This is a genomic window from Vibrio sp. 11-4(1), from assembly GCF_013048625.1.
Taxonomy (GTDB): domain Bacteria; phylum Pseudomonadota; class Gammaproteobacteria; order Enterobacterales; family Vibrionaceae; genus Vibrio; species Vibrio diabolicus.
Genome location: NZ_VHSY01000013.1, coordinates 17,009 through 42,816 on the forward strand (window position 1 = coordinate 17,009; position 25,808 = coordinate 42,816).

Below are 25,808 nucleotides of genomic sequence, written 5' to 3' on the forward strand. Positions count from 1 at the left end.
AAATCAGGGTATTTCAAAGCTTCAACCTAAGCGGTTAATCCAATGAAGAACTAAGCTTGAGCTTCTTTAAGACCGCTTCTTTGAAACATGGAGGAGCGTGCTCACCTAGAGCTTCCTCGATGCAGATAAATGGGTTGCTTTCTTTAGGTATGGCAGCAACACGGCCAGAACGGCTCATCGCTCTTAAATAAAAAAACGCCCCACCGAAGTGGAGCGTTTCTAGAAAGCTATTTAGCTAAACTTATTCAACTAAGAATTAAGCTTGACCTTTAACTTCTTTAAGACCGTTGAAAGGAGCGCGCTCACCTAGAGCTTCCTCGATACGGATTAGTTGGTTGTACTTAGCAACACGGTCAGAACGGCTCATAGAACCAGTTTTGATTTGACCTGCAGCAGTACCTACCGCTAGATCAGCGATAGTTGCATCTTCAGTTTCGCCAGAACGGTGAGAGATTACTGCTGTGTAACCTGCGTCTTTAGCCATCTTGATTGCAGCTAGAGTCTCAGTTAGAGAACCGATTTGGTTGAACTTGATAAGGATAGAGTTAGCTACGCCTTTCTCGATACCTTCAGCAAGGATCTTAGTGTTAGTAACGAATAGGTCGTCACCTACTAGTTGAAGCTTGTCACCTAGTAGTTCAGTTTGGTGCTTGAAGCCATCCCAGTCAGACTCGTCTAGACCGTCTTCGATAGAAACGATTGGGAATTGGTTAGCTAGCTCAGCTAGGTAGTGGTTGAACTCTTCAGAAGTGAAAGTTTTACCTTCGCCTTTCATGTTGTAGATGCCAGCTTCTTTGTCGAAGAACTCAGATGCTGCACAGTCCATCGCTAGAGTAACGTCTTTACCTAGTTCGTAACCAGCAGCTGCAACAGCTTCTGCGATAACTTCTAGAGCTTCAGCGTTAGATTTAAGGTTAGGAGCGAAACCACCTTCGTCACCAACTGCAGTGCTGTAACCTTTAGACTTAAGAACTTTAGCTAGGTTGTGGAATACTTCTGCACCGATACGTAGACCTTCTTTAAGAGTCTTAGCACCAACTGGTTGGATCATGAACTCTTGGATGTCAACGTTGTTGTCTGCGTGCTCACCACCGTTGATGATGTTCATCATTGGTAGAGGCATAGAGAACTGACCAGCTGTACCGTTTAGTTCAGCGATGTGCTCGTATAGAGGCATGCCTTTAGCTGCAGCAGCAGCTTTAGCGTTTGCTAGAGAAACAGCTAGGATAGCGTTAGCACCGAATTTAGATTTGTTTTCTGTGCCGTCTAGTTCGATCATTACTGCGTCGATTGCAGCTTGGTCTTTAGCGTCTTTGCCAACTAGAGCTTCAGCGATTGGGCCGTTTACAGCTTCAACTGCTTTAAGAACACCTTTACCTAGGAAACGTGCTTTGTCACCGTCACGTAGCTCAAGAGCTTCGCGAGAACCAGTAGATGCGCCAGATGGAGCTGCCGCCATACCTACGAAACCGCCTTCTAGGTGTACTTCAGCTTCTACAGTTGGGTTACCACGTGAGTCGATGATTTCACGACCTAGAACTTTAACGATCTTAGACATTAATGTTTCCTCTCGTTTCAAATATAAATGTCAATTTTAAAGGGCAGCAGCACAACCTTCGCCGCCGCCCGTATCCTTTTACTTCTCGAATTCGCCGCGTGCGTTTTGGCCCGCAGCCTTAACGAAACCTGCAAACAATGGGTGGCCATCGCGAGGAGTCGATGTGAATTCTGGGTGGAACTGAGCCGCTACAAACCATGGGTGAGCTGGGTTCTCAATCATTTCCACTAACTTCTTGTCCGCTGATAGGCCAGAAACTTTCAGACCTGCTTTTTCGATTTGCGGACGAAGCACATTATTCACTTCGTAACGGTGACGGTGACGTTCATGGATCGTCGCGCTACCGTAAAGTTCACGAGCTTTCGTACCTTTCTCTAGGTGACATAGCTGTGAACCAAGACGCATCGTACCACCTAGGTCAGACTTTTCAGTACGCTCTTCTACGTTACCTGACTCGTCTACCCACTCTGTGATCAAACCTACCACAGGGTACTTAGTCTCTTTGTTAAATTCTGTTGAATGTGCACCTTCCATACCCGCAACGTTACGCGCGTATTCAATTAGTGCAACTTGCATACCCAAACAAATACCTAGGTAAGGCACATTGTTTTCACGTGCGTATTGAGCTGCACGGATCTTGCCTTCAATACCACGATCGCCGAAGCCACCTGGTACTAGGATCGCGTCTAAGCCTTCTAGCAGCTCAACGCCTTTTGTTTCGATATCTTGTGAGTCTACATACTTAATTGTGACACTTAGACGGTTTTTCAAGCCAGCGTGTTTAAGCGCTTCGTTCACAGACTTGTATGCATCTGGCAACTCAGTGTATTTACCAACCATACCGATGGTTACTTCACCAGTAGGGTTTGCTTCTTCGTAAATAACCTGTTCCCACTCAGAAAGATCAGCTTCAGGAGCTGTGATGCCAAAGCGAGCACACACAAGATCATCTAGACCTTGAGACTTGATCAATTGAGGAATCTTGTAGATAGAATCTACGTCCTTCATTGAAATTACTGCTTTTTCTGGAACATTACAGAATAGTGCGATTTTCTTACGTTCATTCGCTGGAATAACGCGGTCGCTACGGCAAACTAGGATATCTGGCTGAATACCGATAGATAGAAGTTCTTTTACAGAGTGTTGAGTCGGCTTAGTTTTCACTTCGCCCGCTGCCGCTAGGTAAGGAACAAGTGTTAGGTGCATGAACATTGCGCGCTCACGGCCTAGTTCAACGGCTAGCTGACGAATCGCTTCCATAAATGGTAGTGATTCGATATCACCAACGGTACCGCCAACTTCAACGATAGCCACATCATGGCCTTCAGAGCCAGCAATTACACGGTCTTTGATCGCGTTAGTGATGTGAGGGATAACTTGAATAGTTGCGCCTAGGTAGTCACCACGACGTTCTTTACGAAGTACGTCGGCATAAACACGACCTGCAGTGAAGTTGTTACGCTTGGTCATCTTGGTACGGATGAAACGCTCGTAGTGACCAAGGTCAAGGTCAGTCTCTGCGCCATCTTCTGTAACGAACACTTCACCGTGCTGAGTAGGGCTCATTGTGCCTGGGTCAACGTTGATGTAAGGGTCAAGCTTCATCATAGTCACTTTAAGACCACGAGCTTCTAGAATAGCCGCAAGAGATGCTGCTGCAATACCTTTACCTAGAGAGGATACAACCCCGCCAGTAACAAAAATGTAATTTGTCGTCATGTTTAACCTGAAATTGGTTGAATGAGGGAAATGGAGTGCTTCTGGACGGGAGATAAATATACCAGAAGCTCCTTACCGCCACAACGTGAAATCTATCACACCGTAATTTTTTATTTTTTGCTTCAAATCAAAGTGAGCAAAGACAAACCAAAGTCCGTTTTCGTGTTAAGAGGCAAACTGGCCTCATATTGTATATTCCGCTTATTTTCCCCTATCTAGACTCTTCTCGCTTTACTTCATCCCAGAAATCGTCGAGCTCTGATAAAGAACAATCTGTAAGCGCTTTGCCTGACTGCTGGACCTTTCCTTCAACTTGCTTAAAACGTCTCGCAAACTTTAAGTTTGCTTTACCTAGTGCGACTTCTGGATTTTTATCAAGATGGCGTGCCAAATTGACGGTCGCAAATAGCAAATCACCGAGTTCCAACTCCACTTTTTCTTCATCAGGCTGGACTTGTAGTGCTTCTTCCATGACTTCATCAATTTCTTCTCGCACCTTATCGACGACCGGGCCAAGAGAGTCCCAGTCAAATCCATATTTCGCACATTTTTTCTGTATCTTTGTAGCACGAGAAAGTGCTGGCAAAGAGTTTGGTATTGAGTCTAGGATACTTTCTTCCGCTTTGCCCACCTGCGCTTTTTCTTTTGCTTTTTCGGCTTCCCAGTTCGCGTTGATTTCCTCGTCCGATTCAAACTCAACATCTGAAAAAACATGCGGATGGCGACGAGTCAGTTTTTCATTCACGGTTTCGACGACATCCGAAAAGTCGAACAGCTCTTGCTCTTTCGCTAGCTGACTGTAAAAAATCACCTGAAACAACAAATCCCCTAGCTCTTCTTTTAGATTGGTCCAGTCTCGATTTTGAATCGCGTCCACCACTTCGTAAGTTTCTTCGATGGTGTGCGGAACGATGGTGTCAAAGGTTTGTTTTAAGTCCCAAGGGCAACCGCTTTCTGGGTCACGCAACTTCGCCATGATTTGTTCTAACTGTTCAATTGGATGACTCATTTTTTGTTCCTTTAAACCTTTCTACTAAAGAAAAAGGTGAGCAGCCAAAACCACTCACCTTAAGTTATTTCATTGGTCGGTTTTTACTAAACAGTTGGCTCTTTTAGCAAGGCAGCAAACTTATTCGCTCCATCACATGGTTCACCATGTGATGGAGCGAATAAGTGCAGCTAACGCAGATAAAAAGCCAAATGTGACGCAAAAATTAGCCGAGGCGTTTCACCGTCATGACATCCTTTATTTGTTCTACCCGTTTCGAAACACGAGAAAGCACCTCAATATTGGTGACTTCTAGATCAAAATCCATGATGGCAAGTTGACGTCTGTAATCGACTCGGTTCTTCATACTGGTCACTTTGATCTTTTCGTTAGCGAACAGTGTCGTAATGTCTTTGAGTAGACCGCCTCGCTCCATCGCTTCAACACGGACGGTGAGGATGTATGATCCGACGAAGCCGCTGCCCCAGACAGTATCAATGATACGCTCTGGCGCATGATGGCGCAGTTCTTCTAACTGCTCACAGTCACTGCGGTGTACTGAAATCCCGCGACCTTGCGTGATGTAACCACAGATATCATCACCTGGAATCGGCTGACAGCAACGCGCTAGGTGCGTCATTAGATTATCGACACCTTCTACAACGACGGCGTCTTTTTTCGGTCGGCTTTGCGCTGGTGATTTGTGCTCTGCTTCTTGCAGTTTTTCCAGTGCTTGCTGGTCTTCTTCTTCTGCCGTTGGCTTGTTAACGAGCGCATTAATATGGTTAATGATTTGGTTGATACGCAAATCACCGCTACCAACACCAACGTAAAGCTCATCTGGTGTTTTGACGTTAAACCGTTTCAGAGCGTAATGCTCAGCATCTTTTAACGTTGCGCCAATTTTTGCTAACTCATGTTCAAGAATTTCACGACCCGCTTCGAGGTTCTTCTCACGGCTTTGCTTTCGGAACCAGGCGTTAATTTTGGCACGCGCGCGGCCAGAATGAACGAAGCCTAATGATGGGTTTAACCAGTCACGTGATGGGTTAGGTTCTTTCTGAGTGATAATCTCAACCTGATCACCCATATGTAGTTTATGAGTAAACGGTACTATGCGGCCTCCGACTTTGGCGCCAATACAACGGTGTCCCACTTCGGAGTGAATATGGTAGGCAAAATCTAGCGGCGTTGCCCCCATTGGCAAATCGACAACATCACCACGTGGTGTAAAGGCATAAACACGGTCATCAAAGACTTGGCTACGTAGCTCATCAAGCATTTCGCCAGAATCTGACATTTCTTCTTGCCAATCCAGTAGCTTACGCAGCCACGTGATCTTCTCATCATAACCGCTTCGGCTGCTTGCCCCTTCTTTATATTTCCAGTGCGCTGCAACACCCAGCTCCGACTCTTCATGCATTTGCTTGGTACGAATCTGGATCTCGATGGTTTTGCCTTCTGGCCCTAGAATTACGGTGTGGATCGATTGATAACCGTTTGGTTTAGGGTTAGCAACGTAGTCATCAAACTCGCTCGGTAGGTGCTTGTATTTGGTGTGAACTACGCCCAAAGCCGCGTAACAGTCTTGCAGTTTGTCTGCGATGATACGTACTGCTCGAACATCAAACAGCTCATCGAATGCCAAACTCTTCTTCTGCATTTTTCGCCAAATGCTGTAGATGTGCTTAGGTCGACCACTCACTTCGGCGTTAATACCTGACACTTCCATTTCGTGCGTGAGGTCTTCAACAAAGTCTTTGATGTACTGTTCACGAACAATACGTCGCTCAGAAAGCTGCTTGGCAATTTGTTTGTAAGTTTCCGGTTGTTGGTAGCGGAAAGCGTAATCTTCAATTTCCCATTTAAGCTGACCGATGCCTAATCGGTTTGCTAGCGGCGCATAGATGTTGGCACACTCTTTTGCCGCCGCACGTCGCACTTCATCTGGCGCTTTTTTAACTTCAATAAGGTTACAAATTCGCTCCGCAAGCTTGATAACCACGCAGCGGAAGTCATCCACCATGGCAAGCAGCATGCGGCGTACGTTATCTACCTGAGATGACGCCGCACTCCCTTCCATGTTGACATTGAGTTGGCCAATAGCCGCCATTTCTTCAACGCCATCGATTAATTTTATGATTTCTTTGCTGTATTTCTCTTCCAGAATTTCTCTGTTAAAAGCACCACTTGAAACCAAAGGAAACAGTTGTGCAGCCACTAAGGTGGCCTGATCCATAGACAAGGTGATCAAAATTTCGATCATTTCTCGTCCACGCCACAACAACAGTTCCGCTTGCTCGTTATCGGCTAATACCGTCTGGCAATCTCGATATACTTCGATTAAGCGTGAGGCTGTGTTTTTCTCTTGTCCTAGGCTAGCCACCCAGTTTTCGAGTTCAAACTGTTCATCTTGGTTTAAATGCGCGCTTCTTACCGCAACCATCTCATCATCCTAATTATTATATTCGTGTGGTTTGACTAACACCGTCCAGGTTAGTTCTTTTACCTGCGCGTAAACGCTGGCTTTATGACCACCCACCACAAATAAGGGGCCAAAGTCCTAAAGTTAGGACTTTTCAAACAATGCCATCGATTCTAGATGACTGGTATGAGGGAACATGTCCAGCATACCTAATTTAGTTAATTTATAGCCTTGCTCCATCAAGCTTTGGCTGTCCCTAGCAAGGGTAGCAGGATTACAAGAAACATAAACTACACGCTGTGCGCCAAGCTCAGAAACTTGATCGATGATCCCACTTGCCCCCGCGCGTGCTGGGTCTAACAGCACTTTATCAAACTGTTCTGCCGCCCAGACCTGCCCTTCAAAGTCTTGCTCAAGGTTAGCGTGATAAAATTGCGCATTATTGATTTGGTTCAAGGATGCATTATTTGTGGATTTTTCGACCATCTCTGCAACACCTTCAACCCCAACCACGTGCTTAGCTAACTTCGCAATCGGTAAACTGAAGTTGCCTACGCCGCAGAACAAATCTAACACTCGGTCACTCTTTTGCGGGTCTAACCACTCAACCGCTTGTTTGACCATTTGTTGGTTTACACCTTGGTTTACTTGAATAAAGTTATTTGGTGCAAAAGGAATTTTCACGCCAACTTCTTGATAAAAAGGCATATCGCCTTCGATAAGGTCTAATTGCTCTGTCGATGGCATTAAGTACAACGATGCACCATGACGTTTTGCCAACTCCGTTAGAGATTGAGTTTCACTCGTTGTCAGAGCGCTCAAGTGGCGCAGCGTAATACACGGCCCATTATCACCAAGTACCAGCTCTACATGGCCCAATTGTTCCGGCTTTTTATACGCTTTTAGTACTGAATAAATCTCTGGAAGCAGAACGTTCAGTTCCGGCGCCAGCACTGGGCAGTCGGTCACTTGAACGATTTGCTTACTCTGCTTTTTACGGAAACCAAAATGTAGCTGACGTGTTTTCTTATCAACAAACAAGCTCACTCTCGCACGGCGACGGTAGGCCTGCGAATCTCCCAATAACGGGGCATCTAGTTCAATGTCACTGCCTGAAAATTTTCTCATTAGCTGACGCAACGTTTGCTGTTTGTACGTCAATTGTTGGTCATAATCTAGGTGTTGCAAGTCACAGCCACCACACTCGTGGTAATGCGGACAAAATGGCTCCACGCGAGTGTCACTCGGCTTGAGAATCTTAATCAGTTTACCGCGAGCAAATTTACTTTTTTCTTCCACTAATTGTGTGACGACTTCTTCTCCCGGCAATGCGCCATCAATAAACAGCGGTTTTTTCTTTAGGTAAGCAATACCTGCGCCGTGGTGATCTAAACGCTCCACTTGCACCGCTTGATGACGAATATTGAGTTGGGTTTTCTTTTTCGGTTGAAAGATGCGTGCCATGCTCTATGCCTGATTTATGTCTAATTGCTCTTCGGCTTCACTATTCTTGATTGCAGCCGTTGTGTGATTCGAGTGACTTGATTATGCTTACCGTTTATTAGGTGACGTCACTTCTTTGCTCAACGCCTTATCGTGCGCTTGAGAAATAATGCGTTATTTTCCCATATCCAGACTCCGATGTAATTAGATAACATGACCAGATATGGCTTACGAGCACGTGTAATTACACTGACTCTCGCTCCCACTCTCATCATTGGTTTATTACTGAGCGGTTTTTTCTCTTTCAACCGCTACCAAGATCTTGAGAAACAAGTTATCACCACTGGTAACAGCATCATTGAGCCGTTAGCAATTGCCAGTGAAACTCATCTACTATCAGAAAGCCGAGAGGCGGTACGTCGCTTGATAAGCTACGCCCATCGCAAAAACTCTAAACTGGTTCGTAGTATCGCGGTGTTTGATGAACATCATGAGCTCTTCGTGACATCTAACTTTCACCCTAATTTCGAAGCCTTGATGTTCCCTAAAGATAAACCGATCCCGCAACTGGGCAATTCGGAAATCTACGAAAACTCACTGATATTGCGCGTACCTATTTTGTCCGAGGGTCACTATTTAGCGGAGTTATCGAACGAAAGCCAAGGAACTAAAGCAATTGGTTATATTGCCGTTGAGTTAGATCTCTCCTCTTTAAGGCTGCAACAGTATCAAGAAGTTTTCTCTGCTTTTTTAGTTCTTATACTCGGTCTTGGCTTGGCAAGTGTGTTTGCTTCACGTCTGATGCACGATGTTACCCAACCTATCACCCACATGAAGAATGTCGTTGACCGCATTCGCCGTGGTCACCTAGACGTGCGTATCGAAGGTAAAATGCACGGTGAGTTAGACCAACTGAAAAACGGTATTAACGCCATGGCGGTATCGCTATCGGAATATCACGTGGAGATGCAGCACAGTATAGACCAAGCCACATCAGACTTGCGTGAAACGCTTGAGCAGCTAGAGATTCAGAACGTTGAGTTAGATATCGCGAAGAAACGCGCGCAAGAAGCGGCCAGGGTTAAATCTGAGTTCTTGGCGAACATGTCGCACGAACTGCGTACTCCGCTCAATGGGGTTATTGGCTTTACTCGTCAAATGCTTAAAACGCAGCTTTCTAACAGCCAAACTGATTACCTACAGACGATTGAGAAATCGGCGAACAACCTGCTGAATATCATCAATGACATTCTCGACTTCTCGAAACTTGAGGCGGGTAAGCTGGCGCTGGAAAACATTCCGTTTGACTTCCGAGAAAGTTTAGAAGAAGTGATTAACCTACAAGCCACGAGTGCACATGAGAAAGGGTTAGAAATCACCCTAAAAGTGGACCCTAAAATTCCACCGGGTTTAGTTGGGGACCCACTACGTATCCAGCAAATTTTGACGAACTTGGTCGGTAACTCAATCAAGTTTACCGAGCGAGGCAACATTGATGTTAGCGTTGAAATGCGCTCTCAATCAGGGGACTCCGTCGAACTGCAATTCATGGTGCGTGATACCGGCATTGGTATTTCTGAGCGTCAGCAAGCGCAGTTGTTCCAAGCCTTTAGCCAAGCAGATGCAAGTATTTCACGTCGTTACGGCGGTACTGGCCTTGGTCTGGTCATCACTCAGAAACTGGTGAGCCAGATGGGCGGCGAAATCAGTTTAACCAGCCGTCTACACCAAGGTTCGACGTTCTGGTTTACGGTGCGCTTGCACTCAACCGAAATGCCGATGAGCGAACTGATTGAAGTGGAACTTCTGACAGGCAAACAGTTGCTGTTGATTGAACCAAACATGCAAGCCGCATCCGTAACCCAACAGATTCTAAGTCAAGAAGGTATCTTAGTAACCTACCGTTCTTCGCTACCGAAAAACGAAGAACAATATGACTATGTATTACTGAATTTAGCGGCGAATCAAACGCATGATACAGACGTCATTACACCTTGGATAGAACAAGCGAAACGCATGGCTCCGAGTGTGATCCTAGGGACGCCGAGTACCGAACTGGCACTTGCCGACCAAATTATGACAGAGCATCACGTCCAATGCCTGACGAAGCCGTTGTCTCGCCGTAAACTGCTACAAAGCCTGATTAGCGAACATGTCGAATCACCACCAACATTGAGTGCTCCAATTACGCCAAGCGAAGGGGAGCGTTTACCTCTGACGGTGTTAGCGGTGGATGATAACCCAGCGAACTTGAAGCTGATTTCCGCTCTGCTTCGCGAACGAGTAGAAACCGTCACCGCCTGTAGCAATGGCCAGCAAGCGGTGAACCTTGCGACGGAGAAAAAGTACGACTTAATCTTCATGGATATCCAAATGCCACAAATGGATGGTGTGACCGCTTGTCAGCACATTAAAGAGTTGGAGTTAAATAAAGACACGCCAGTGATTGCGGTAACTGCGCATGCCATGGCGGGTGAAAGAGATCGTTTGCTCTCGGCAGGAATGGATGACTACTTGACCAAACCTATTGAAGAGCATGTGCTACAACAGGTTTTGGTTCACTGGAACCCAAATGCTTGTACAGAGAGCATTGGCAAAGTCGCCCCTTCATACGTTGATGAGCCTGAAGGGAGCGCGCCACAATCCGTTTCTTCGCCTCAGCAGGATGTGATTATTGATTGGCAAGCTGCCTTAAAACAGAGCGCGAATAAAGAGGATCTAGCCAAAGACATGCTGCGCATGTTGATTGAGTTCATCCCTGAAGTAGAAGCAGTCGTTGACCAAGCTCTGGAGCAAGAAGATATCTCCCGTGATGACCTAATTCATGTCATCCATAAGCTGCACGGCAGTAGCTCATATTGCGGAGTGCCTAGGCTGAAATCACTCTGTGCGACGCTTGAGCAAGCACTGCGCTCAGGGATCAGTCTTGAGGAGGTTGAGCCTGAAATGTTCGAGCTGCAAGATGAAATGATTAAAGTCACAACGACTGCAAAATTATACCTTGAACAGTAATCTGCTCGAGAGACAAGAAAGCCAGAGCATCTGCTCTGGCTTTTTAGTATTTTGTTTAAGACTTACAAGCTAGGATTCAAAAATGACCGTCGCCACAGCGTAATGACGCTCATCGGAAATGGACAGGTGAATGTGGTTAACGCCCATCGCATCCGCTATTTGCTTTGCTGTGCCCGTCAATGCGAGCACTGGTTTTCCAAGCGCATCGTTCGAGATGGAAAAATCGTGAAACGTGACCCCTTTTGCGATCCCTGTCCCCAATGCTTTTGAGGCCGCTTCTTTGACCGCAAAGCGCTTAGCAAGATAACGGCCTTGCAGCTTAAGCTGTGAAAATTTAGCCATTTCTTCTTCTGAAAGAATACGCTGAGCAAAAGGCTCACCACTACGAGCTAACGCTTTTTCAATACGCTCAATTTCTGCAATGTCGGTCCCTAACCCTATAATCGCCATCTAGATAGCCCTATTACTGGCGTGCCTCAATCATCAGTGCTTTCATGTCCGCAACCGCTTTATTCAAACCATCAAATACCGCGCGACCAATGATTGAGTGACCAATGTTGAGTTCGTAAATTTCTGGTAATGCAGCAATTGGCGCGACATTGTGATAAGTCAGGCCATGCCCGGCATTAACAATAATACCTAGGTCATGAGCATAACTCGCACCAGCGGCAATCTTCTTCAGTTCTGCTTGCTGTTCGTCTTCTGTCGTCGCATCAGCATAATGACCCGTGTGCAGCTCAATAAACGGAGCACCACACTTTTTCGCAGCTTCAATCTGTTGACGATCAGCATCAATAAAGAGTGAAACTTTAATGCCTGCATCTGTCAGCTTTTTCGTCGCAGCTTTAATTTTTTCAAGCTGCCCCACAACGTCCAAGCCACCTTCCGTCGTCAGTTCTTCACGTTTTTCAGGCACTAAGCACACAAACTCTGGTTTAGTTTGCAGCGCAATCTCAACCATTTCGTCCGTCACTGCCATCTCTAGATTCATGCGCGTTTGAATGGTTTCACGCAGAATACGTACATCACGGTCCAAAATATGGCGACGGTCTTCACGTAAGTGAATTGTGATACCATCCGCGCCTGCACGCTCAGCAATTTCTGCAGCGTGAACAGGATCAGGGTATTTTGTACCACGTGCATTACGTAGAGTGGCAATATGGTCGATATTGACGCCTAAATAAATTGAGCTCATTTTCCGTTACTCCGTGCTCTGGGGGTCTGAATGAAAAATTCACGACTTTTTAAAGGTTTGCCGCCAAGATACGGCTTTAAGGCTATACGTGTAAAGCGTTTTGCCGCTTTTAGCTGCTCTTTAGTGACGAACCGCCGCTCACTGATAGCAATCAGCTCATTCCCTAAAAACGTAAGGTTATCGCGCCTAACCGAAGCTATGAAGCCTTTTTGTTCCCGGTAACGATACGTCATCTCTGGGTCGACGGGCTCGCCAGTACCTGCACAGTGCAAGAAATCCACGCCATACCCCATAGAAGAGAGCAATGCTAACTCAAAACGACGCAGTGCTGGCTCAGGGTTCTCGTTGTGTGCCAACTCTGTTAACGCATGCAAATAATCATGAAATAGCGCTGGCATCGGCACTTCAGCCATCAATATCCGACCAATCAGTTCATTAACGTACATGGCAGAGTAGAGATTAATGCCCGTTAGCGGTAAGCCTAGGCTTATCGGCTCAGCTTGACGCAAAGTCTTCATCGAACCTTTCCCCGACCATTTAAGTAACAGCGGAGTAAAAGGTTGCAATGCGCCTTTTAAGTTCGAACGCTTACTGCGCGCGCCTTTCGCCATTAAAGTCATTCGACCATATTCCTCACTGAATACATCAAGGATTAAGCTCGATTCACTGTAAGGGCGGCGATGTAATACAAAGCAGCGCTGTAAACCTTCGGAAGACAGATTACTCATCTAAGTCATTGTGCCTAAAAAGTGTGAAATAAAAAATAAGGAGCCGAGCGGCTCCTTATTTTAATCGATACTAATTTTTCATCGATGTTGGAGCGAAGCATCTTCGCAGCCAAGATTATAAATCGTCGATATAGCCCAACGAGCGCAGTGCTCGTTCATCGTCTGCCCAGCCAGATTTCACTTTTACCCAGGTTTCTAGGTAAACCTTACGACCGAACAACTCTTCCATATCTAAACGCGCTTCACGACCAATGGTCTTGATCTTCTCGCCACCTTTACCAATCACCATTTTCTTCTGGCCATTACGCTCAACAAGAATCAAGGCATTGATGTGGAAACCGTCGGTTTCTGGGTTGTAATCAAAACGTTCAATCTCGACCGTTACCGAGTATGGCAATTCTTCACCCGTGAAACGCATTAACTTTTCACGCACAATTTCAGATGCCATAAAGCGCTGGGAGCGATCAGTCACGTATTCTTCTGGGAAGTGGTGCGTTGCTTTAGGTAAGTGATTACGCACGTGCTTACGCAGTACATCAATGTTCTTCCCTTGCTTCGCAGAGATTGGCACAACGTCCACGAAATCCATCTTCTTAGACATCTCAGCCATGTGTAGCATCACTTCGTTACGATCTTGCACGTTGTCGACTTTATTGACACAAAGCACAACTGGGAAGTTCGATTTTTGAAGCTTAGTTAGCACCATCTCATCGTCTTTGGTCCAATGCGTACCATCGACTAAGAAGAACACTAGGTTTACATCACTTAGAGATGAGTTAGCCGCACGGTTCATCAGGCGGTTAATCGCACGCTTTTCTTCAATGTGAAGTCCTGGCGTGTCGACGTAAATCGCTTGGTAATCGCCATCCGTGTCCACACCCATAATGCGGTGGCGTGTTGTTTGCGGCTTACGTGAGGTGATCGAAATCTTCTGACCCAAGATTTTGTTCAGAAGTGTCGACTTACCTACGTTTGGGCGACCAACAATAGCAATAAAGCCACAGTGCTGGTTTTCTGGCGAGCTTGGCTCACCTTGTGATGCGAAAAACGCATCGATATCGAATTCGTTATCAGCCATTTGTTAATTGCTCAAGTGCTGTTTCAGCGGCCGCTTGTTCTGCCTTGCGGCGGCTGGTGCCTTTCCCGATTACAGGCTTGTCCACACCTGCTACTTCACACTCAACCGTAAACTCTTGGTTGTGCGCTTCACCTTTAATATTAGTCACTGTGTACACAGGCAGCGGTTTTCTTCTGCCTTGTAGGAACTCTTGTAGGCGAGTTTTCGGATCTTTTTGTGAGACGCCTGGTTTAATGGCTTCAAGGCGTGAGTTGTACCAACTCAGTACAATGCCTCGCACGACTTCAAGATCGCTGTCTAGGTAAATTGCGCCAATAATGGCTTCAACCGCATCGGCTAAAATAGAGTCTCGGCGGAAACCGCCACTCTTCAATTCACCTGGACCTAATTTTAAATAATCTCCTAGATCGAATTCACGACCCAGTTCCGCCAATGTATGTCCACGAACCAAAGTAGCACGCATACGGCTCATGTCACCCTCGTTCACTTTCGGGAAACGATGGTACAGATCATCAGCGATGACAAAACTTAAAATTGAATCGCCCAGAAACTCAAGACGTTCATTATGCTTACTGTTGGCGCTGCGGTGAGTCAGCGCCAAGTTGATAAGCCCGGCATCTTGAAACTGGTAGCCGAGCTTTCTCTCTAGTTTATCAATTGGAGAATTCATACTCTCTCGATATAAAATGGTTAGTGAATACCACCGATGCGGTTAAAACGCACACCAGTTGGAATCCATGAAGGTAGAACGCTATCTGCGCCACGATCAAACTCGAAGCTGATCCAAATGGCGACAGCTTTGCCGACTAAGTTTGCTTCAGGAACGAAGCCCCAGTAACGGCTGTCAGCACTGTTGTCACGGTTATCACCCATCACAAAGTACTGACCTTGTGGTACAACCCACTCTGTCGTGCCGCTACGTGGGAAGTATTGCTCCACACGGTTACGAACAAGAGGGTTAACCAAAATATTGTGCTCCACGTTACCCAATTTTTCATCCAGTTGGATCATTGGAATACCGTTCGAGCTAAACTGACTTTCTTCAACATTGCTCAGTTTAACTGGTTTACACGCCGATTCACCTTGGCTTTGCACGCAAAGCTGCTTATCACTTGAATAACGCACGATATCACCAGGCAAACCAACAACACGCTTAATGTAATCCACACTTGGTTGTGGTGGGTATTTGAATACCACGATATCACCACGCTCAGGTTTACCTGTTTCAACTAACTGCGTGCGCCATACCGGATCTTTCAAGCCATAGGCGTATTTTTCTACCAAGATAAAGTCACCCACCAACAAAGTCGGCATCATTGAGCCTGATGGGATTTGAAATGGTTCGTAGATAAAAGAACGTAATACTAAAACGAACGCAATCACAGGAAAAATTGAGACGCTATTTTCAACCCACCAAGGCTGACGCTCAACTTTTTGCAAGGTCACTGCATCCAAACCATTAGACGTCTGAGCTTGAATCTCAGCCAGTTTTTCCTGACGCTTTTTCGCGAAAACCAGCTTTTCCAGTAGCCAAACTACGCCAGTTACCAAAGTCGCAATAACCAACATCAGTGAGAATGTATTCGCCATTAAATTCCCTTATCTAAAAATACGAAAGTGAAAGAGCCGAAACCCTTTCACTTATTTTAATATCTAACGTCTTAAGACCGACAAGTGTGAGACAAAGTTCAACTTTAGTCTTTACCTACGTGAAGGATGGCTAGGAACGCTTCTTGAGGCAGCTCAACGTTACCGATCTGCTTCATGCGCTTCTTACCTTCTTTCTGTTTCTTCAGAAGTTTCTTCTTACGACTTACGTCACCGCCGTAACATTTCGCGATTACGTTCTTACGCAGCTGTTTTACAGTTGAACGTGCGATAATGTGGTTACCAATCGCTGCTTGGATTGCGATATCAAACATTTGGCGAGGGATAAATTCTTTCATCTTCTCTACCAGCTGACGACCGCGAGTCTGAGACTGGTCTTTGTGTGTGATCATCGCCAATGCATCAACGGTGTCACCGTTCAGAAGAACGTCTACACGTACCATATTCGAAGCTTCAAAACGCTGGAAGTTGTAATCCAAAGACGCATAACCACGAGATGTCGATTTCAGACGGTCGAAGAAATCCAGTACCACTTCTGCCATTGGAATATCGTAAGTCACGGCAACCTGGTTACCGTGGTAAACCATATCGACCTGAGTACCACGCTTTTCAACACACAGCGTTATCACGTTACCTAGGTACTCTGAAGGTACCAGGATATTACAACGAGCGATCGGTTCACGAATTTCTTCAATATCATTGATCGCTGGTAGTTTGGCAGGGCTATCAACGTACAGCAGTTCACCATCCGTTTTTTCAACTTCGTAAACTACCGTTGGTGCCGTGGTGATAAGATCTAAGTCGTATTCACGCTCTAGACGCTCTTGGATGATTTCCATGTGCAGCATGCCAAGGAAACCACAACGGAAACCAAAGCCAAGTGCCGCTGAGTTTTCAGGCTCGTAGAATAGCGATGCGTCGTTTAGGCTTAATTTGCCCAGCGCATCACGGAAGTTTTCGTAATCGTCAGAAGATACAGGGAACAGACCTGCGTAAACCTGAGGTTTTACTTTCTTAAAACCTGGTAGCGGTTTTTCACAGCCATTCTTCGCCATAGTCAGCGTATCACCAACAGGTGCACCAAGGATGTCTTTAATACCACAAACCACCCAACCTACTTCACCAGTACGAAGGATATCGGTATCTACTTGTTTTGGCGTAAAAATACCAAGACGGTCTACACCCCAAACTTGACCCGTGCTCATCACTTTGATCTTGTCGTTCTTCTTCAGTTCGCCGTTTTTAATACGTACTAGAGAAACAACGCCAAGATAGTTATCAAACCATGAGTCAATGATCAGCGCTTGTAGTGGCGCATCTGGATCACCTTCCGGTGCTGGAATCGCTGACACAATGTTCTCTAGAACGTCATCAACACCGATGCCTGTCTTCGCAGAACAGCGGGTTGCTTCCATTGCATCGATACCAACGATTTCTTCAATTTCTTCTGCCACGCGCTCAGGATCGGCTGCTGGTAGGTCAATCTTGTTCAAGATTGGCACAACCTCTAGATCCATCTCAATCGCGGTGTAACAGTTAGCCAGTGTTTGAGCCTCAACACCTTGACCCGCATCTACAACCAATAACGCACCTTCACAAGCAGCTAGAGAACGTGATACTTCATATGCAAAGTCAACGTGCCCTGGAGTATCGATGAAGTTCAGCTGATACGTTTCACCGTCTTTAGCGGTGTAGTTTAGCGTCACACTCTGAGATTTAATGGTGATACCACGCTCACGTTCAAGATCCATAGAATCCAGAACCTGTGCGGCCATTTCACGATCGGTTAACCCGCCACAAACTTGGATTAGACGGTCTGATAGGGTCGACTTACCATGGTCGATGTGGGCGATAATCGAAAAGTTACGAATGTGCTTCATAGATTTAGGGTGACTAACTCTTTACAAATAGGGACAGTAAGAAACGCCATCCACTGACGGCATTTCAATCAAGTTGGCAGATTCTACCGAATTTCGTTAACGGGCGCACGTAATTTAAAGTACATACCCAAATAACCTTTAGTGGAGGGGGGACGGCGCTTACTGGATTGGCTCTCCAAGTACCCGAACAAGGGTAACTTGGCGCTTAGATTCATCCTCTAACGGACGAGAAACACGTTTTGCGATCCACATTCCACCAGCTGCAAATAATACTGATGCCAATATGATGATACCTTCCCCGCCCGCGGTCAGCGGCGCTAATAGGAAGTGACCAAACATCGCACCGATAATCAAACCAAACAACGGCAGTAAATAAACCGCCATTGCTGATTTTATCAGGCTCGACTCAGGAAAGCCTATCTCGACGACTTGACCTATCTTCACTGATTTATCCGTGCGCAGGTGCCAAGATAAACTCTTGTTACCAATGGCTTTAGTCACAACGCCCGTTCCACAGCTTTTCTGTGAAGAGCAACTACTGCAACTGGTCTGCTGTTCGCAGCTTAAATCAATTTCGTATTGTTTACCGCGACGATGTACGTCTGTCACAGTAGCCAACGCGGTCATCATTGTTGTTTACTCTTTGTTACATTAAATGTGACAGATTGAGCGATACGCTGTGCTGTGGTCGGCGGAATGTCTCCAACTACGGAGATTTCATGTTGACCGCTCACAAAACTATGCAGCGTTCTTCGGCCTTGGCGAACCAACTGACCTTTTAACGAGTGCTCATCTTTGTTTGCTACGTAAACAGAGAAGCTAAATAGACCGTCAGAGTACAGCTGACTCTCCACCATTTGATTGGTAACAGCCATGCGATAGCGGTTCAGCTCGTTCGGTTCGAAACCTTCAGGGATCCAACCTACCTGCCAATTGCTGGTTCCAATATCGCCTTTTGGCATGGTGAGAACAGCTGGTAATTGAACATCTTGTAGGCCACTCATTAACTCTGCGATTTTTGGATTCACTGTGTAAGAAATAGTGCGATATTGTTCAAGCATCTCACCATCACGGTCCACAAGGTCGGCACGTAACGGCAATTTACTCTTTTCATCGATCCATAGTACGTATGAATAGCGCAGACCGTCTTTAGGGACGACACGCAGCACTTGTGTTGCTACACCTGCTTCACGAGCTCTACCCACTTTTACATAGTCGTAATACAAGTTTAGCTCATCGATATTGGTATTGAGCATAGGCATGGTCGGAGCGACCATTTTACCTGACTCGATGGTGAATGGTTCTAAACCCGTTTCGATATAGCTTACTTCTGTGCCGCGACGAATCACTTCGCGTACAGGGCCACTTAAATAGACAAGATGAGCATATTGATCGTCACCATGCGTCGCATGACGATACAGCAACGGCTCAATGCTGTTCTTTTTGATAAGGATATAAGAGAGTTCGTAACTTAAATTCTTACTCGCCTCGCTCATTTGATGCAATAAAGCCTCCGCTGGCTTATCACCAGCAAAGGCTTGAGAAGACATCATACTGAACAGAGCGCAAGCGCTGATCAGAAATTTTTTCATTCAATATCCGGATTCAGATTTGCATCTTGTTGAGATGCATCACTGTTAATTCGTAACTGCAATTCATAGTCTCGCAGCATAGCATGAACACGCTTACGTTGCTCTTGCATATTTGCTTCACCTACAGAACGCTCAACAGACTCACGAGTTAAACTCACAGGCTCTGCGCTGCCAGCAAACGGAACTGTCTGCAACACAGGCAATTGGTCTGTTTGCGGCGACATTGAATCGCTACCACCGTACTGCTGTACACCTAAAATAACGACAAGCGATACACATGCAGCAACAGCAACTTGACCAAACTGTGTCAACCAACCTGGCAACTGACGTTTTGCTTTTTGCGGTTCTGGTTGTGACTCTTTTGGCGTATCAGCAATTGAGATAACATTTGCACTGTGCGCATCAAACGCACGGTGTGCAGGTTCATCTTCTAACGCTAACGCCACGCTTTCAGCAATATTCCACTCAGGTTTTGCTGGCGCTTCGCCTCGCATCACATCACCAATCAGGTGATAGTTCTGCCAAGCATCACGGCTCTCTTGGTCTTGCTCTAACTCTTGAATTAAAGCCTTATCGACCAATTCTCCATCCATGAGAGCTGAAAGTTTTTCTTTGTCAGCCATTATTTTCACCATAGTTATTACTTGTACTAGCGTTGCAAAAGAGGTCTGATTTTCTTTTCCACCGCCTCACGAGCACGGAAGATACGCGATCGTACCGTTCCTACCGGGCAATCCATCACTTCTGCAATTTCTTCATAACTCAAGCCATCGAGCTCTCGTAATGTCATTGCGGTTTTTAAATCTTCAGGTAAAGCTTCGATTGCACTGAACACCACCCGTTGCAATTCTTTGGACAACGTTAAGTTCTCAGGGTTCGATATTTCTTTAAGTGCACTACCTGTTTCGTAAAATTCAGCATCTTCAGCATCGACATCTGTCGCTGGAGGTCTACGCCCTTGAGCAACAATGTGATTTTTCGCAGTATTCACTGCAATGCGATACAGCCACGTATAAAACGCACTCTCCCCACGAAAGCTGGGAATAGCTCGGTAAGCTTTAATAAACGCTTCTTGTGCTACATCTGGTACATCGCCAGGATTACTAACGTATCTGGAAATAAGATTACATACCTTGTTCTGGTACTTCGTTACCAGCAGGTTGAATGCTTGCTTATCGCCATTCTGAACTCGCTCAATCAATACTTGATCGGTCAGCTGCTCGTTCATTCGAGCGGATACTCCTATTTGTTATGCCCCTACTCTTCTCAGATATGGGTACTAATTATGCAAAACGTAGTATTGACACCACTGCTTACTTGAGCACTATTGTGACCCTAACGTGAATGAGAAAGTTCCATGGTTTCTCAAGTTTTTTGTCATTGTTTTTTCACAGTGTGATGTCTATACCCAAATGACCACCGTTGCCTGACTTTAGTCTAAGTTTGACAAGCGAGCATCTTGAGGGGAAATGGGTATAATGAATGATCTCTGTCCCAGATTGTGCTGGGTCGAGCATGGAAAAGCAATGGCATTGACAAACTATTACTTTTCATTTGCATGGCTAATGGCTATCTGAACACCGCGTTACAAATATAACTTAGGAAGCATGCTCATGCTCTGCATGAAAAAGAAGAGTGGCTCAGTCACCGCAGTAACACGGATGTCGATAGGTCTCCCAACTTAGCCCTTGCGACAGGTGTCGCGATAATGGAATGCACATGGTGTGCAAATAATACACAAGGTGACTTTGTTACCTTAGCTTGGGATTATAAAAGTTATATGAACACAAATCGTGAACATGAGTGTGATGTGTTAGTGGTAGGGAGTGGCGCGGCTGGTTTGTCGTTGGCTTTGCGCGTTGCTAACCACTGTAAAGTGATGGTGCTGAGTAAAGGGCCACGCAGCGAAGGGGCGACCTATTATGCCCAGGGTGGTATTGCTGCTGTATTTGATGAGTCAGACACCATTGATTCACACGTTGAAGACACGCAAATCGCCGGCGATGGTATTTGCGATGAGGACACCGTGAGGTTCATTGCTGAACATTCAAAAGAGTGCGTACAGTGGTTGATCGACGGTGGTGTCCCATTTGATCGTGAAGAGGATGACTCTGACGATGAGCCTCGTTACCACTTAACTCGAGAAGGTGGCCATAGCCGTCGTCGTATTCTTCACGCGGCAGATGCAACAGGTATGGCGATGCAAACCTCTCTGCAAGATAACGCTCACAACCATCCAAACATTCATGTTCTCGAACGTCACAATGCTCTGGACTTAATCACCGAAGACAAAATTGGCGGTGATAAAAACAAAGTTATCGGTGCTTATATTTGGAACCGCAACGAAGAGCATGTCGAAACCGTGCGAGCCAAATTTGTGGTTCTCGCTACAGGTGGCGCTTCAAAAGTTTATCAATACACCTCTAACCCAGATGTTTCGTCTGGTGATGGTATTGCCATTGCTTGGCGTGCAGGGTGTCGTGTGGCAAATATGGAGTTTAACCAGTTCCACCCGACGTGTTTATATCACCCAGAAGCACGTAACTTCTTGTTGACCGAAGCGTTACGTGGTGAAGGTGCTTACCTGCGTCGTCCCGATGGTTCTCGCTTTATGCCAGATTTCGATGAGCGTAAAGAGCTTGCTCCGCGTGACGTCGTGGCTCGTGCTATCGACTTCGAAATGAAGCGTTTGGGTGCCGACTGTATGCACCTCGACATCAGTCACAAACCTGCGGACTTTATTACTAAGCACTTCCCAACCATTTACTCACGTTTAATGGACTTGGGCATTGATATGACCAAAGAGCCAATCCCAATCGTACCTGCTGCGCACTACACTTGTGGCGGTGTCATGGTGGATAGAAATGGCTGCACCGATCTTAAAAACTTGTATGCAATTGGCGAAGTCAGCTATACAGGGCTGCATGGTGCTAACCGCATGGCATCAAATTCACTTCTCGAATGCGTGGTTTATGCTTGGTCTGCGGCGAAAGATATTCTAAAACATCACACTAATGTGGAGCTTCCTTCTCAGGTGCCATGCTGGGATGAAAGTAAAGTGACCAACAGTGATGAAGAAGTGATCATTCAGCACAACTGGCACGAACTTCGACTGTTTATGTGGGACTACATGGGCATTGTACGGACAGATAAGCGCTTAGAACGCGCCTTGCGCCGTATCCAACTGTTGCAACAAGAAACGCATGAGTACTACAGCAACTTCCGTGTATCGAACAACTTATTAGAACTGCGTAACCTTTTACAAGTAGCAGAGCTGATGGTTCGCTGTGCGATGCAACGCAAAGAGAGTCGTGGTTTGCACTATACACTCGATTATCCAAATCAACTGGAAAACAGCGGACCAACGATTTTGGTTCCAGCTAAACAGCTTTAATTCGACAAAATAAACTATTACATCAACAGGGAGCATTGGCTCCCTGTTTCATTTCCCACTGGCGTAATACCAAAGATAATTGACGGTAATGCTGATCGTCACAGCTATCACGCCAAATCGTGACGCTACGGCCAGACTCCAATCGAAATGTTATCTTGAATGGCAATGTCGATGTATCGATTCGTTGTAACTGATCCTTTTCAGACTCAAGAGGCGCCGAACATTCACTATACTCGAGGGCCTCAAACCTAACCGAGCCGTCGCAATGCACATACCAATAACCCTGACTTGTCGGTTTAACAAAGCCTTGGCTCAATAGTGCCTTAACAATCATTAATAACAAATAAATCGATAATACGAGAGGGATGCTAGAGAGGGTAACGGCCCAAGTCATCAGTAAGAAAAGTATTACATTGAGAACTCGGGCAGTCAGAGAGGGAGAAGCGGTAAAATTAACGAACTTTGCTGAGGTTATGGGCGACAATTTTATCAACCATTGCAGCATGACCTAAGTTTTCGCTGCGGCCATGCCCCATTATCCAAGTAAACAGATCAGGATCATCGCATTCAAGTAAAGAAACAAAGTCACGCTGCTCTTGTTCACTCAGAGTATCAAAGCACTCTTCAAAAAACGGCATAATTACTACGTCAAGCTCAAGCATGCCTCGACGACAAGCCCATTTAATACGCGCTTTTTCTTCCGGAGTGTACATTCACTATTCCTTCATAGATGTCTTGTTGTTAGTGCGGAGTGTAACAAGGGATGTGCTACGTCACTAGTGTGCGGGTCACAATACGATAGTGAAAGCAGACAAATGTTGATTCGTAAATCGCTCCCCTAGTATCTCAAGGTTATTTGGGTATAACATAGCGGAAAAATATCTTCAAAAGGCATTGTAATTATGGAATGGCAAACTCGTTTTTCAGCACTACCTCTCTCAACTCAAGACGCACTTCCAGAGTTATCTATCTCGCTGCTGGACAATTTCGGCATGATCACCATGGTCGGTGACGATAAAAAATCATACTTACAAGGTCAGGTTACCTGCGATGTCGTTTCTTTAGAACAAGACCAATCAACATTAGGCGCACATTGTGATGCGAAAGGTAAAGTGTGGAGTGTGTTCCGCCTTTTCCATCACCACGATGGCTACGGCATGATCCAACCAAAATCGGCGATTGACGTAGAACTTAGCGAAATAAAAAAATACGCCATTTTCTCTAAAGTAACGATTGAAGCTTCTGATGAAGTTATCTTAGGTGTTGCAGGCGTCAAAGCCGACGAGCTTATTTCTTCAATGAGCAAAACGACTGGCAGCGTTCGCCCTGTTGAAGGCGGCACCGCGGTACAAGTTTCACAAAACCGCTGGCTACTGATATTAAGTGCGCCAGCTGCACAACAAGTCGTTGAAAATACAGATGCTGCCCTTACGACAAATGAGCTTTGGAATCGTTTCGACATTGAAGCTGGTTTACCATTTGTCTCTGCATCCGCGCAGAATGCTCACATTCCACAAGCACTCAACGTGCAAGCTTTAGGAGGCATTAGCTTCACAAAGGGCTGCTACACAGGACAAGAAACGGTAGCACGAGCTAAGTATCGCGGTACAAATAAACGTGCGATGTACATCGTAAAAGGGGCAACTTCAGCTCCATTCAGTGACGAGCCAATTGAGCTCGAACGCAGCGTGGGTGAAAACTGGCGTTCAGTGGGTGCTTTATTAAACCACTACCAGTTCAGCGACAATCAAGCGATTGGCCTGATCGTACTGCCTAATAATCTCGATGAAGACACTCGTCTTCGTTTGGTTGCTCAGCCAGAATGTGAGTGGACAATCGAATCACTGCCTTACAGTCTTGATGATGAGTAATACAATCAATACTCCTTTGATGCAATTTCTCACAGACCAACACATTCCGTTTCGTCTGTTACCGCATCAAAGACCAGCAACCACTATTGAGGATGCCGCGCAACAACGCGGCATTCGCCCTTCTCAAATGGTGAAAGCAATCTTGCTACGAGACATGGGTAATCAATATGCTCTCGCCTGTGCGCCTGGTGATCGTAGTGTCGATCCCAAAAAAAGTGCGCTCATTACTGCAATGCCGCCGGATGACTTGCGTTGATCAAGCCGACGTTGAGGCCATCACGGGTTACAAAATTGGTACTGTCACTCCACTATTACTCAAACGACACATGCCGATCGTGTTCGATCCTAGCTTACTAGAAGAACAGGAAGTCACGATCAGCAGTGGCGATCGCATGGCTGGACTGGCGCTTTCTATCCAAGATCTTATCCAATTGTGTCAGCCGACCGTAGCTGAGATCTGTCGTTAATCGTCTAAAAATAATGTAATAGCACGTAGTGTTTCTATCATCACGTGATCTCGCTCATATCTACAAAAATAGACGATAGAATTTTTAATCACATATAAAACATAAATAGTCACGAAGATAAAACTCGTATATGCTGAATTTGTTGGTTAAGTTTCAAACAAGCACTTAACCAACATAAAGTGAATCAGCTGACTGAATGACAGTATTCATACCGTCAGCTGTCCACTTTTGTGTAATGCATCTGTGACTATTCGCCCGCTGAAGCGGGCTTTTTTTTGTACGGAACTTTTTTCTCTTCCTCTTTCTCTAACCGTTAGGACGTAAAGTTTGTTCTGTTGGATACCACCTTAATAGAAACAATTAGCAAACAATCATTTTCGTTCTATTCTTAATTCTGTAACAAAACTATTGCTTAATGCGTCACGTAAAAAGGAGTGTATTGTCGTAAGGGTTCCTTGAACGGTGATTTTTTGGGGTAATCCTCACGCTATTTAAGAGATGACACTGTCAAATTGTCTAAGACAACACAAATCTCTGACGCAACACCCTACATCTGTATTTAATACTATGGCTGTCACAATAATTTTCGCGTCCAAAACGTAGAATACCTAGGCTAGGTTAGATAAAAGGAAAGTAAATATGAGACTGTTTAAGCGCTATACACCAAGTATGATTGCTAAACATATAAGTCGTCTTTTTAAAGGAAGAATTTATATTTACGGGGTCGGTAGATTCGAGTTTGATAACGGCAAGTTAATACTGCCGGAGAAAGCAGAGCAACGCCATTTCCGAGCGGTCAAAGAGATCAACCAAGAAATAATGAAACTCCGATGCGCATATGCTTAGCAAA

General features: G+C 45.6%; 22 protein-coding genes and 1 pseudogene. 5 read left to right on the top strand and 18 right to left on the bottom strand.

Annotation, left to right across the window (positions count from 1 at the left end):
- Positions 1-256 precede the first annotated feature (256 nt).
- The 5 genes from eno to rlmD all read right to left on the bottom strand — a co-directional run bounded on the left by eno (position 257) and on the right by rlmD (position 8,154).
- Positions 257-1,558 carry a phosphopyruvate hydratase gene (gene eno, locus FKN16_RS20715; RefSeq protein WP_005383785.1) on the bottom strand — a complete coding sequence of 434 codons (1,302 nt, stop codon included), beginning with the start codon at positions 1,556-1,558 and terminating at the stop codon, positions 257-259.
- Between the two features lie 78 nt (positions 1,559-1,636).
- On the bottom strand, positions 1,637-3,277 hold the full coding sequence (locus tag FKN16_RS20720) for a CTP synthase (RefSeq protein WP_005393892.1): 1,641 nt from the start codon (positions 3,275-3,277) through the stop codon (positions 1,637-1,639).
- Positions 3,278-3,488: 211 nt separating this feature from the next.
- Positions 3,489-4,286 (bottom strand): nucleoside triphosphate pyrophosphohydrolase, encoded by a 798-nt coding sequence (gene mazG / locus FKN16_RS20725; RefSeq protein ID WP_170903470.1) that lies wholly within the window; start codon positions 4,284-4,286, stop codon positions 3,489-3,491.
- Between the two features lie 205 nt (positions 4,287-4,491).
- A complete protein-coding gene (relA, locus tag FKN16_RS20730; protein ID WP_005393896.1) occupies positions 4,492-6,711 on the bottom strand; it encodes a GTP diphosphokinase in 2,220 nt (739 codons plus the stop codon).
- 123 nt (positions 6,712-6,834) lie between these two features.
- Positions 6,835-8,154, bottom strand: coding sequence for a 23S rRNA (uracil(1939)-C(5))-methyltransferase RlmD (rlmD, locus tag FKN16_RS20735; protein WP_170903471.1), 1,320 nt, complete (start codon positions 8,152-8,154; stop codon positions 6,835-6,837).
- A gap of 192 nt (positions 8,155-8,346) precedes the next feature.
- Between rlmD and barA the strand changes: the two genes are divergently transcribed.
- Entirely contained in the window at positions 8,347-11,145 is a 2,799-nt protein-coding gene (barA, locus tag FKN16_RS20740) for a two-component sensor histidine kinase BarA (protein ID WP_104969798.1), read from the top strand.
- Between the two features lie 69 nt (positions 11,146-11,214).
- Here barA and acpS read toward each other — a convergent pair whose 3' ends face one another.
- The 11 genes from acpS to rpoE form a co-directional block, all read right to left on the bottom strand.
- Positions 11,215-11,595 (bottom strand): holo-ACP synthase, encoded by a 381-nt coding sequence (gene acpS / locus FKN16_RS20745; RefSeq protein WP_012841407.1) that lies wholly within the window; start codon positions 11,593-11,595, stop codon positions 11,215-11,217.
- 13 nt (positions 11,596-11,608) lie between these two features.
- Complete coding sequence (gene pdxJ, locus FKN16_RS20750; RefSeq protein WP_048625989.1) at positions 11,609-12,340, bottom strand: pyridoxine 5'-phosphate synthase; 732 nt, start codon at positions 12,338-12,340, stop codon at positions 11,609-11,611.
- Positions 12,337-13,068 (bottom strand): DNA repair protein RecO, encoded by a 732-nt coding sequence (gene recO / locus FKN16_RS20755; protein ID WP_006743310.1) that lies wholly within the window; start codon positions 13,066-13,068, stop codon positions 12,337-12,339. The genes pdxJ and recO overlap by 4 nt, the downstream gene beginning before the upstream one ends.
- Before the next feature lie 115 nt (positions 13,069-13,183).
- Entirely contained in the window at positions 13,184-14,146 is a 963-nt protein-coding gene (era, locus tag FKN16_RS20760) for a GTPase Era (protein ID WP_006743309.1), read from the bottom strand.
- A complete protein-coding gene (gene rnc, locus FKN16_RS20765) occupies positions 14,139-14,816 on the bottom strand; it encodes a ribonuclease III (protein ID WP_005393907.1) in 678 nt (225 codons plus the stop codon). Before rnc ends, era begins: the two co-directional genes overlap by 8 nt.
- 20 nt (positions 14,817-14,836) lie before the next feature.
- A complete protein-coding gene (lepB, locus tag FKN16_RS20770; RefSeq protein ID WP_005380933.1) occupies positions 14,837-15,736 on the bottom strand; it encodes a signal peptidase I in 900 nt (299 codons plus the stop codon).
- Between the two features lie 104 nt (positions 15,737-15,840).
- Positions 15,841-17,634, bottom strand: coding sequence for a translation elongation factor 4 (lepA, locus tag FKN16_RS20775; RefSeq protein ID WP_005393909.1), 1,794 nt, complete (start codon positions 17,632-17,634; stop codon positions 15,841-15,843).
- 159 nt (positions 17,635-17,793) lie between these two features.
- Entirely contained in the window at positions 17,794-18,264 is a 471-nt protein-coding gene (locus tag FKN16_RS20780) for a SoxR reducing system RseC family protein (protein WP_005384575.1), read from the bottom strand.
- Positions 18,261-19,226, bottom strand: a complete 966-nt coding sequence (gene rseB / locus FKN16_RS20785) for a sigma-E factor regulatory protein RseB (protein ID WP_005393918.1) — start codon at positions 19,224-19,226, stop codon at positions 18,261-18,263. The genes FKN16_RS20780 and rseB overlap by 4 nt, the downstream gene beginning before the upstream one ends.
- Positions 19,223-19,849 (bottom strand): sigma-E factor negative regulatory protein, encoded by a 627-nt coding sequence (locus FKN16_RS20790; protein ID WP_012841405.1) that lies wholly within the window; start codon positions 19,847-19,849, stop codon positions 19,223-19,225. Before FKN16_RS20790 ends, rseB begins: the two co-directional genes overlap by 4 nt.
- 26 nt (positions 19,850-19,875) lie before the next feature.
- Positions 19,876-20,454: an RNA polymerase sigma factor RpoE gene (gene rpoE / locus FKN16_RS20795; RefSeq protein ID WP_005380946.1), complete on the bottom strand. Its 579-nt coding sequence runs from the start codon at positions 20,452-20,454 to the stop codon at positions 19,876-19,878.
- A gap of 552 nt (positions 20,455-21,006) precedes the next feature.
- Between rpoE and nadB the strand changes: the two genes are divergently transcribed.
- On the top strand, positions 21,007-22,620 hold the full coding sequence (gene nadB, locus FKN16_RS20800) for an L-aspartate oxidase (protein WP_170903472.1): 1,614 nt from the start codon (positions 21,007-21,009) through the stop codon (positions 22,618-22,620).
- Between the two features lie 22 nt (positions 22,621-22,642).
- On the opposite strand, the gene FKN16_RS24835 is transcribed toward nadB, so the two are convergent.
- On the bottom strand, positions 22,643-23,125 hold the full coding sequence (locus FKN16_RS24835; protein ID WP_346341437.1) for a protein YgfX: 483 nt from the start codon (positions 23,123-23,125) through the stop codon (positions 22,643-22,645).
- A complete protein-coding gene (locus tag FKN16_RS20805; RefSeq protein WP_005393925.1) occupies positions 23,073-23,333 on the bottom strand; it encodes a succinate dehydrogenase assembly factor 2 in 261 nt (86 codons plus the stop codon). The genes FKN16_RS24835 and FKN16_RS20805 overlap by 53 nt, the downstream gene beginning before the upstream one ends.
- Positions 23,334-23,522: 189 nt before the next feature.
- On the opposite strand from FKN16_RS20805, the gene ygfZ reads away from it, so the two are divergent.
- The 3 genes and pseudogenes from ygfZ to FKN16_RS20820 all read left to right on the top strand — a co-directional run bounded on the left by ygfZ (position 23,523) and on the right by FKN16_RS20820 (position 25,804).
- Complete coding sequence (gene ygfZ, locus FKN16_RS20810) at positions 23,523-24,491, top strand: tRNA-modifying protein YgfZ (protein ID WP_170903473.1); 969 nt, start codon at positions 23,523-23,525, stop codon at positions 24,489-24,491.
- Positions 24,484-24,958 (top strand): annotated as a pseudogene (locus tag FKN16_RS20815) (YbaK/EbsC family protein). Before ygfZ ends, FKN16_RS20815 begins: the two are co-directional and overlap by 8 nt.
- Positions 24,959-25,597: 639 nt before the next feature.
- Complete coding sequence (locus tag FKN16_RS20820; protein ID WP_005380970.1) at positions 25,598-25,804, top strand: DUF1107 domain-containing protein; 207 nt, start codon at positions 25,598-25,600, stop codon at positions 25,802-25,804.
- Positions 25,805-25,808 lie beyond the last annotated feature (4 nt).